This is a genomic window from Allokutzneria sp. NRRL B-24872, from assembly GCF_002155965.1.
In the GTDB taxonomy this organism is placed as follows: Bacteria; Actinomycetota; Actinomycetes; order Mycobacteriales; family Pseudonocardiaceae; genus Allokutzneria.
Genome location: NZ_MUMH01000227.1, coordinates 1 through 7,492 on the forward strand (window position 1 = coordinate 1; position 7,492 = coordinate 7,492).

The window sequence follows — 7,492 nt, forward strand, 5'->3', positions numbered from 1 at the left end:
GTGCTGGACTCCGGCATCGACGCCAAGCACCCCGACCTCGTCGGCGTGGTGGCCAAGGACTTCTCCGGCTCGAAGGACGGCGTGCAGGACGTGAACGGTCACGGCACGCACGTGACCGGCACCGTCGCGGGCACCGGAGCGGCCAGCGGCGGCAAGTACGCGGGCATGACCAAGGGCGCCAAGGTGCTCATGGGCAAGGTCGGCGACTTCGAGATCGGCGAGGAGGCCGTGCTCGCCGCGATGGCCTGGGCGTCGGTGGAGAACAAGGCCAAGGTCGTCAACATGAGCTTCGGCGGCGGCCCCGAGGAGCAGACCCCGGTGATGGCGGCGATCGACCGGCTCACCGCGGAGCAGGGCACGCTGTTCGTGGTCGCCGCAGGCAACACCGGCCCGGACGGCCAGGTGGGCGCTCCCGCCACCGCCGAGTCCTCGCTCGCCGTCGCCAGCGCCACCAAGCAGAAGGAGCTGAGTTCCTTCTCCTCCAAGGGCCCCAGGTACTCCGACCACGCGGTCAAGCCCGACATCACCGGCCCGGGCTCGGAGATCATCTCGACGCGGGCGGCGGGAACCCGTGGCACCAGCGGACTTCCGGAGCAGTACGCCGTGCTCAGCGGGACCTCGATGGCCGCGCCGCACCTGACCGGCGCCGCCGCGATCCTCGCCGGGCAGCACCCGGACTGGAGCCCCGACCGGATCAAGGCGACGCTGATGGGCACCGCCAGCCCACTGGACGGAACATCGGTGTACGGGCAGGGCACCGGGCTCGTCGACCTCGCGCGGGCCACCACGCAGCGGCTCACCGCCGAGCAGGGCAGCCTGTCACTGGGCTACTTCACCTGGCCGCACAACGGACAGCAACCATCCACAAAGGACTTGACCTACCGCAACGACGGCGAAACGCCGGTGACCGCGAAGCTCGACATGTCCATTGTGGACAAAGAGGGCAAGCCAGCCGACAGCAACCAGTTCCGCTTGAGCGCCAACGAGATCACCATCCCGGCGAAGGGCACCGCCAAGGTCTCCATCACCGTGGACCCGACCCGGCGCGTCGGTCTCTACGGCGGCTGGCTGACCGCGACCGCGGGCTCCGACGTGATCAGGACCGCCGTCGGCGCCCACGTCGAAGAGGCCGCGCACACCCTCTCCGTCAAAGCCACCGGCCGCGATGGCAAGCCCGCCAAGCCCTCCGTGACCGTGGTCGACCTCGCCAAGACCAACCAGCGCGTCGAGCCGATCGAGCTGGACGCCAACGGCACCGGCAAGCTCCGCCTGCCCGCGGGTGACTACATGGTGGTCAGCGAGCTGTACGAGCACGGACCGCGCGGCGAGCACAACTCCGACCCGATCGCGCTGGTCAGCCAGGTCGCGCCGAAGCTCACGCTGGACGCCGACCGCGTGCTGGACATCGACGCCCGCACCGCGAAGCCGATGAACGTGCGCTTGGACGACCCCGGCATGAAGGTGATCCGCCAGAGCCTGTCCGTCCTGCACGGCAAGGACGGCAGCCCTTCGCAGCGCGCGGGCACCTACGTCGACAGCGACGTCCCCGTGCTGATCGGTTCGCTCGGCGGGAGCGACAAGGACTTCCGCCACGTCAACCACATCACGGCCGTCCGCCCGGAGGTGACCTCGGAGATCGTTGCGCCGCAACGCTTTCCGCTCACCCTGAGCCGTGAGCAGCAGTCGCCCGCCCTCGTCGGCGAGCACCGGATGGACGTCGTCGACGGCAAACGCGGTCGCGCCGAGGACCTGAGGGGCTTGGACGTCAAGGGAAAGCTCGTCCTGCTCACCCCTGAGCCGAAGACCGACGACACCACGAAGGCCGTCGCCGCCGTCGCCGAGGCGGGTGCCAAGGCCGCGCTGATCGTCCAGCCCGCCAAGGAGGTGAACGCGAACCCGGCGATCCCGGTCTTCGCCGCCGCCGAGCACCGCCTGGGCAAGCTCACCGAACTGCTCAAGACCGGTCCGGTCGCCGTGCGCGTGGTGGGCGCCAAGGACAGCCCGGTCAGCTACGACGTCGCGCTGACCTCCTCCGGCTCGATGCCCGACGGCGGTGAGCACGTGATCAGCAAGGAAGATCTCGTCAAGGTCGACGCGAGCTACCACCGCGACGGCCACTCCTTCGGCGCGCGCCCGCAGCTGCGCCCGGGCCTCGACGGCCAGCAGGCGACGCTGGTCCCGATCTCGCACCCGTTCCGCGCACCGGCTCCGCTGGTGGAGCTGGGCGCGACCCGAACCGAGTACGTCAGCCCCGGCTGGTGGCGGCACGAGATCGGCATCGCGAAGACCCCGACGACGTCCTTCTCCGGCAACAACAGGCTGGAACCGTTGGGCACCAACAGGTTCACGAAGGGCTCGCCGCAGCGGCTGGCCGTCAACTCCGGCCCGTTCGGCCCCGCGTTCGCCCCGGGCTCGTTCGCCAGGATGGGCAACGAGATCGCGCTCTCGCCCGACCTGTTCGGCGCGCGCGGCCTCGGCGGCTGGTCCAACGTGTTCTCCCCGCTCGGCGCGGCCACGCTGAGCAAGGACGGCAAGGTGATCGTGCGCTCCGACGGCGGCGGGATCACCGCGCTGGTCCCGGCCGAGCGCGGTCGCTACGAGGCGCGCTTCACCGCCACCCGCGAGGCCAAGCCCGGCGCGCTCGGCACCTCCGCCGACGTCACCTGGGGCTTCACCTCCGGTTTCACCGGCCAGGCCATCACGCCGATCACCGCGCTGACGGTCGACCCGAGGCTCCCGCTCGACGCCGACAACGCCGTGCCCGCGGCAGCGGCGCAGCCGATCGAGGTCACCGGCTCCTCGAAGTGGATCACCGAACTGCGGGTGTCGGTGAGCTACGACGAGGGCGCCACCTGGGTCGAGGTGCCGATGCGGCAGAACGGCGAGCGCTGGCAGGGCACTCTGCCAGCCGGCGGCGAGGCGGGCGGCTACGGCTCGCTGCGCGTTGCGGCGAAGGACAAGGACGGCAGCACCGTGGAGCAGACCGTCCTGCGCACGCATTCGCTCCGCTGACAACTCCTTCTCGAAGCCGGGGTGGCACTTCGCCACCCCGGCTTCACCATGCCGTTGACCTGAGCCTATTCATTTCCTGAAAGCACGCCTTCATGTTCGGGGTACTCTCGCCCGGTTCGGTTCACGGGCGCGAGGGTGGGACACCGATGCCGAAAAACAATTCTCCGAGGGTTGCCGCGACCCTGGAATTCGGGTGAGCCGAGTGCTGTCCCCGATCGACAAGGCCAGCACCGCCGCCGAGCTGAGCGCGCGCCGCAGCGCCGACGACAACCTCGCCGAGGCGCGCGCCGCGATCGACGAGGGCCGGGCGTGGGAAGCGCTGGAGTGGGCGGAGAAGGCGGCGGCCGGGTTCGCCTGGCTCGGCGATCCGGTCGGCGTCGCCTACTCGGCGATCGTGCAGGCGGTGACCCTGGCCAAGCGCGGGCTGTGGGCCCCGGCGCTGGACGCGCTCGCCGAGATCGAGCGCTTCGCCGTGCAGCGCAGGACCATCGAGCTCCAGGCGCGGATCAACCTTGCCCGCTCCTCGATCGAGGTCAAGGTCAACTCCACCGAACGAGCACTTGCCACGCTGGCAAGGGCTCAGGGCTTCGCCGAGCTGTCCGGGGACGGTGGCCTGATCGGCGAGATGCTGCTGCACCAGGCGCAGATGGTGCGCGCGCAGTACTTCGGCAACTGCATGGTCAAGGTGCAGTCGCTGCGCTGCGGGGTCGAGGGCGACGCGTGCAAGCTCAAGCTGCTGCGCTCGGAGGAGCTGGCCAAGGCCTGCCGCGACAAGTGGAAGTCGCTGGACGACCCGGTCCGGCTGGCGCGGGTGAACATCATGATCGGTGACCTGCGCGCCGAACTCGGCGACAAGCTGCGGGCGCGGCGCTTCTGCGAGCGCGCGGGCTACCTGCTGCGCAGCTCGGACCGGGTGATCCCGCAGGCGGAGCTGAAGATGCTGCGCGGGCGGCTCTACGGGATGGACGGCCGCCACGCCGAGCAGATCAAGTGCCTGGAAGCCGCCGCCGAACTGGCCGAGAGCGCGCTGGCCAGGGAGTACACCGCGCGGGCGCACGAGCTGCTGAGCCAGGCCCACGAGCAGGCCGGATCGCTGGACCGCGCGCTCTACCACGCCCGCAAGCACCTGGAGCAGTACAAGCTCTGGGAAGCGCAGCAGGGCCGTGACCTGCTGCGCGTCCGGGAGAACAACATCGTCGGGCACTGGTTGGCCGGGCTCGGCCTGCACACCGACGACGACGGTCCGACCGACCAGCGCCCCAAGGCCTCGGGCATCTCGCCGACCCCGGTCGCCACCACGCCCGAGCCCGACCCGCACGCGGAGGACCCGGTCCGCGTCGCACTGCGGATGGGGCTGACCATGCGCCGCATCGAGATCCTGCAACGCCTGGTCGAGGGCCAGTCCGCGACGATGATCGCCGAGGACCTCGGCCTGTCGCCGAAGACCGTGCAGAACCACCTGCAACGCATCTACAAGACCCTCGGCGTCCAGCGCCGAACGGGTGCCGTCGCCTGGTGGGCCAGCCTCGCCGCCGCGCACCGAGCCCCCATCGCGTTCCCCGACGAGGACTAGGGCACATCCCGTTCCGTGCTCACAGCGGCCCAGGAGAGCGCTCTCTCGGCCGCTATGAGCACGGAACGGAAATTTCGGCTGTGCGGGGTGGGTCTAGCGCAGGGCGCCGCGGAGCAGGCCCAGGGAGATCGCGGTCGCCACCGCCGAGGCCCGGTCCGGCACGCTGAGCTTGTTGAACACGCGGTGCAGGTGCGTCTTGACGGTCGCCTCGCTGATGAACAGGTTGCGGGCGATCTCGGCGTTGGTGTTGCCGGTGGCGACCTGCTCCAGGATCTGCAGCTCGCGGCTGGACAGGCGCTGCCTGGTCCGTCCGCCGCCGCGCACCTCGGAGGCCAGCATCGGCAGCAGCGACCGGGAGACCGGGGTCTGGCCGTCGGCCGCCTTGAGGATGCCGCTGAGGATCTCGCCGAGCACGGCGGTCTTGAGCAGGAAGCCTTTGGCCCCCGCGTCCAGCGCCGCGCTGACGTAGTCGGTGTTGTCGCTGAGCACGAGCACCGCGAGGTTCGGGTACTCCCGCTGCAACAGGCGCAGCAGCGCGATCGCGTCCGGCCCGGCGACCTGCGGGTCCACCACGAGCACGTGCGCCTCGCAGCGGGACAGGCTGGCCAGTGCGTCGTTGACCCGGTAGAAGCGGCCGACCACGGAGACGCCCTGCTGCGCGGAGAGCAGCTGCGCCAGGCCCTCCACGGTCACCGGGTGGCGGTCGAGCAGGGCGACCCGGACGGGCCCCCGCCGTCGTTCGGCGGCGAGCATGCCTGGCGTGGGGGTCGCCGCAGGGGTGGCTGACCTGTGCTGCGGCCTGCATACGGTCTGGATCTGTCTCATGACTCACTCCACGCCTACTCGGCGAAGCACTCCTGGATCGGCGCTGGGGGGCGCCGTGGTTCGTGCTGTGCGAGGCGAGGTGGCCCCTCACTCGTGCCGCGGTGTCGAGATCCGGCTGTTCAACCGGGATGCGCTCCACCGGGGCGGCACAGACGCACTCTGACCAATCACCGAGGGCGGGGCAAGGAGGGTGAAATGCTCACGTCGACCATCCTTTTGCCCACTGAAGTGGGTATTCCGGAGGACGCTGAAGGTCGTTACTTGTCAGTACGGCGAGTACACCGACCGAGTGTCGACAGTACGACCGAGAAGGAATTCATCTCGGACCTTAGCGCGAGTGGACGCGGTTTTAGTCGTTTGAGCACAGATACGACCAACCGGATGCACCGAGAACACTCCGACTCCGGGACGATGCAGGCGGTTTGGTTGGTTGTTGCAACCAGACCTGTCGCCCTGTCCCCGCTGAGGAGGCTCGCCTTGCGCGTGCTGTGCACCGTCACCGGTTCGCCGTCGCACACCCGTTCCCTCGTCCCGATCACCCGAGCGCTGGCCAAGGCCGGTCACGAGGTCGTGGTCGCCATGCCGGAGGACTTCCTCCCCCTGTTCGCCTCGGAGAAGGTGACCTCGGCCGGCGTGCTGCACGGGATGCGCGACCGGCTCAAGGAGATGACCTCCGACCCGGCCCGGCCGCTGCACCCCGCCTCCGACCCCGGCAACATGTCGGTGATCATGGGCCTGATGGCGGGCCCGATGGCGCTGGACGCCTACCGGCGGATGCTCCCGCTGGCCGAGGAGTTCCGCCCCGACGTCGTGCTCCGCGACGACGCCGAGTTCGGCGCCGTGCTGCTCGCCGAGAAGCTCGGCATCCCGCACATCTGCCTGCCGGGCGGCTTCGTCAACATCGGCGACCCCGCGCTGGCCGAGCAGGTGCTGCGCGAGCACGCGGCCCAGGCCGACCTCGGGATCGAACTGGGCACGGACTTCGTCTACCGCTACGGCCGGATCGACTACGTGCCAACGGAGTTCTCCTACACGGCCTCCCCGGCCCCGGTCGCGACCGCCTACCGCCAGCCGGTGCTCGCGCGCCACGGCGAGCGGCTGCCCGGCTGGCTGGGCGACGCGCCGGCCGACCGGCCGCTGGTGCTCGCCGCGATCGGCACGGCGCTGCCGCTGACCACGGAGATGGACAAGACGAACCTGCCCGCCTCCTTCGCCGGGATCGACCCCGCCGCGCGGCTGCGGGTCGCCGTCGAAGCTCTGTCCACTTTGGACTGCACGGCGATCGTGGCCACCGGCGGCGTCGCCGTCCCGGACGCGCTGGTCGCGCCGAACGTGCACCTGGTCAACCACGTGCCGCAGCCGCTCGTGCTGGAGTGCGCCGACCTGTTCCTGACGCACGGCGGCTACAACGGCATCCGCGAGTCGCTGCGCTCCGGCGTGCCGATGGTGGTCCAGCCCGCGTTCGGCGACCAGCCCTCCAACGCCGACCGCACGGTCGAGCTGGGGCTGGGCCTACGCGTGCGCGAGGGCTCCGTCGAGGAGGTCCGCGAGGCGTGCTCGCGCGTGCTGTCCGAGCCGGGCTTCACCGCCCGCGCGCGCCAGGCCAGGCGGGCCGTGCTCGCGCTGCCGTGCCTGGACGAGGCCGTCGGCGACGTCGAGGCGATCGCCAGGGGCGCCGCGCTCACCCCTGCTCGATGACCTCCACCAGGCGCAGCAGCGCGGGCATGGCCCGTTCGAGGTCGGCCCGGTCCTGCTCGCTCAGCCGCGCCGCGGCCTCGGCGACGCTGCGCCTGCGCTGGTCCTGGTAGTCCGCCATGGTGGTGTGGCCGTCCTCGGTGAGGGCGAGCCGCACCACTCGGCGGTTGCCGGGGTCGCGCTCGCGCAGCAGCAACCCCGCTTCGGCCAGGTCCCCGACCAGGGTGCTGACCGTGTTGGCCGCCGCGCAGAGCACCGTCGCGACCTCCTTCACGCTGATCCCCGGCTGCCGCTTCACCGCGAGCAGCAGTTCGACCTTGGCGTTGGACAGCGCCGAGTCCCCCGCCGCGCGAGCTGAGGCCCGGCGCAGCGCGCGCTGCAACCGGC

The 7,492-nt window shown here is 70.8% G+C and carries 5 protein-coding genes; 3 read left to right on the plus strand and 2 right to left on the minus strand.

The window, feature by feature from the left end:
• A partial coding sequence (locus tag CCN37_RS36375) for a S8 family serine peptidase (RefSeq protein WP_143261987.1) occupies positions 1 to 3,012 on the plus strand: 3,012 nt, incomplete at its 5' end.
• A gap of 193 nt (positions 3,013 to 3,205) precedes the next feature.
• On the plus strand, positions 3,206 to 4,585 hold the full coding sequence (locus tag CCN37_RS36380; protein WP_143261988.1) for a helix-turn-helix transcriptional regulator: 1,380 nt from the start codon (positions 3,206 to 3,208) through the stop codon (positions 4,583 to 4,585).
• Between the two features lie 93 nt (positions 4,586 to 4,678).
• On the opposite strand, the gene CCN37_RS36385 is transcribed toward CCN37_RS36380, so the two are convergent.
• Positions 4,679 to 5,410 carry a response regulator transcription factor gene (locus CCN37_RS36385; protein ID WP_086829828.1) on the minus strand — a complete coding sequence of 244 codons (732 nt, stop codon included), beginning with the start codon at positions 5,408 to 5,410 and terminating at the stop codon, positions 4,679 to 4,681.
• 483 nt (positions 5,411 to 5,893) lie between these two features.
• On the opposite strand from CCN37_RS36385, the gene CCN37_RS36390 reads away from it, so the two are divergent.
• The gene (locus CCN37_RS36390) at positions 5,894 to 7,108 is read left to right on the plus strand and encodes a glycosyltransferase (protein ID WP_246843524.1); all 1,215 of its coding nucleotides are present in this window, start codon (positions 5,894 to 5,896) and stop codon (positions 7,106 to 7,108) included.
• On the opposite strand, the gene CCN37_RS36395 is transcribed toward CCN37_RS36390, so the two are convergent.
• Positions 7,092 to 7,492 (minus strand): MarR family winged helix-turn-helix transcriptional regulator (locus tag CCN37_RS36395; RefSeq protein WP_143261990.1); only part of this gene is annotated, 401 nt, incomplete at its 5' end. The genes CCN37_RS36390 and CCN37_RS36395 overlap by 17 nt on opposite strands.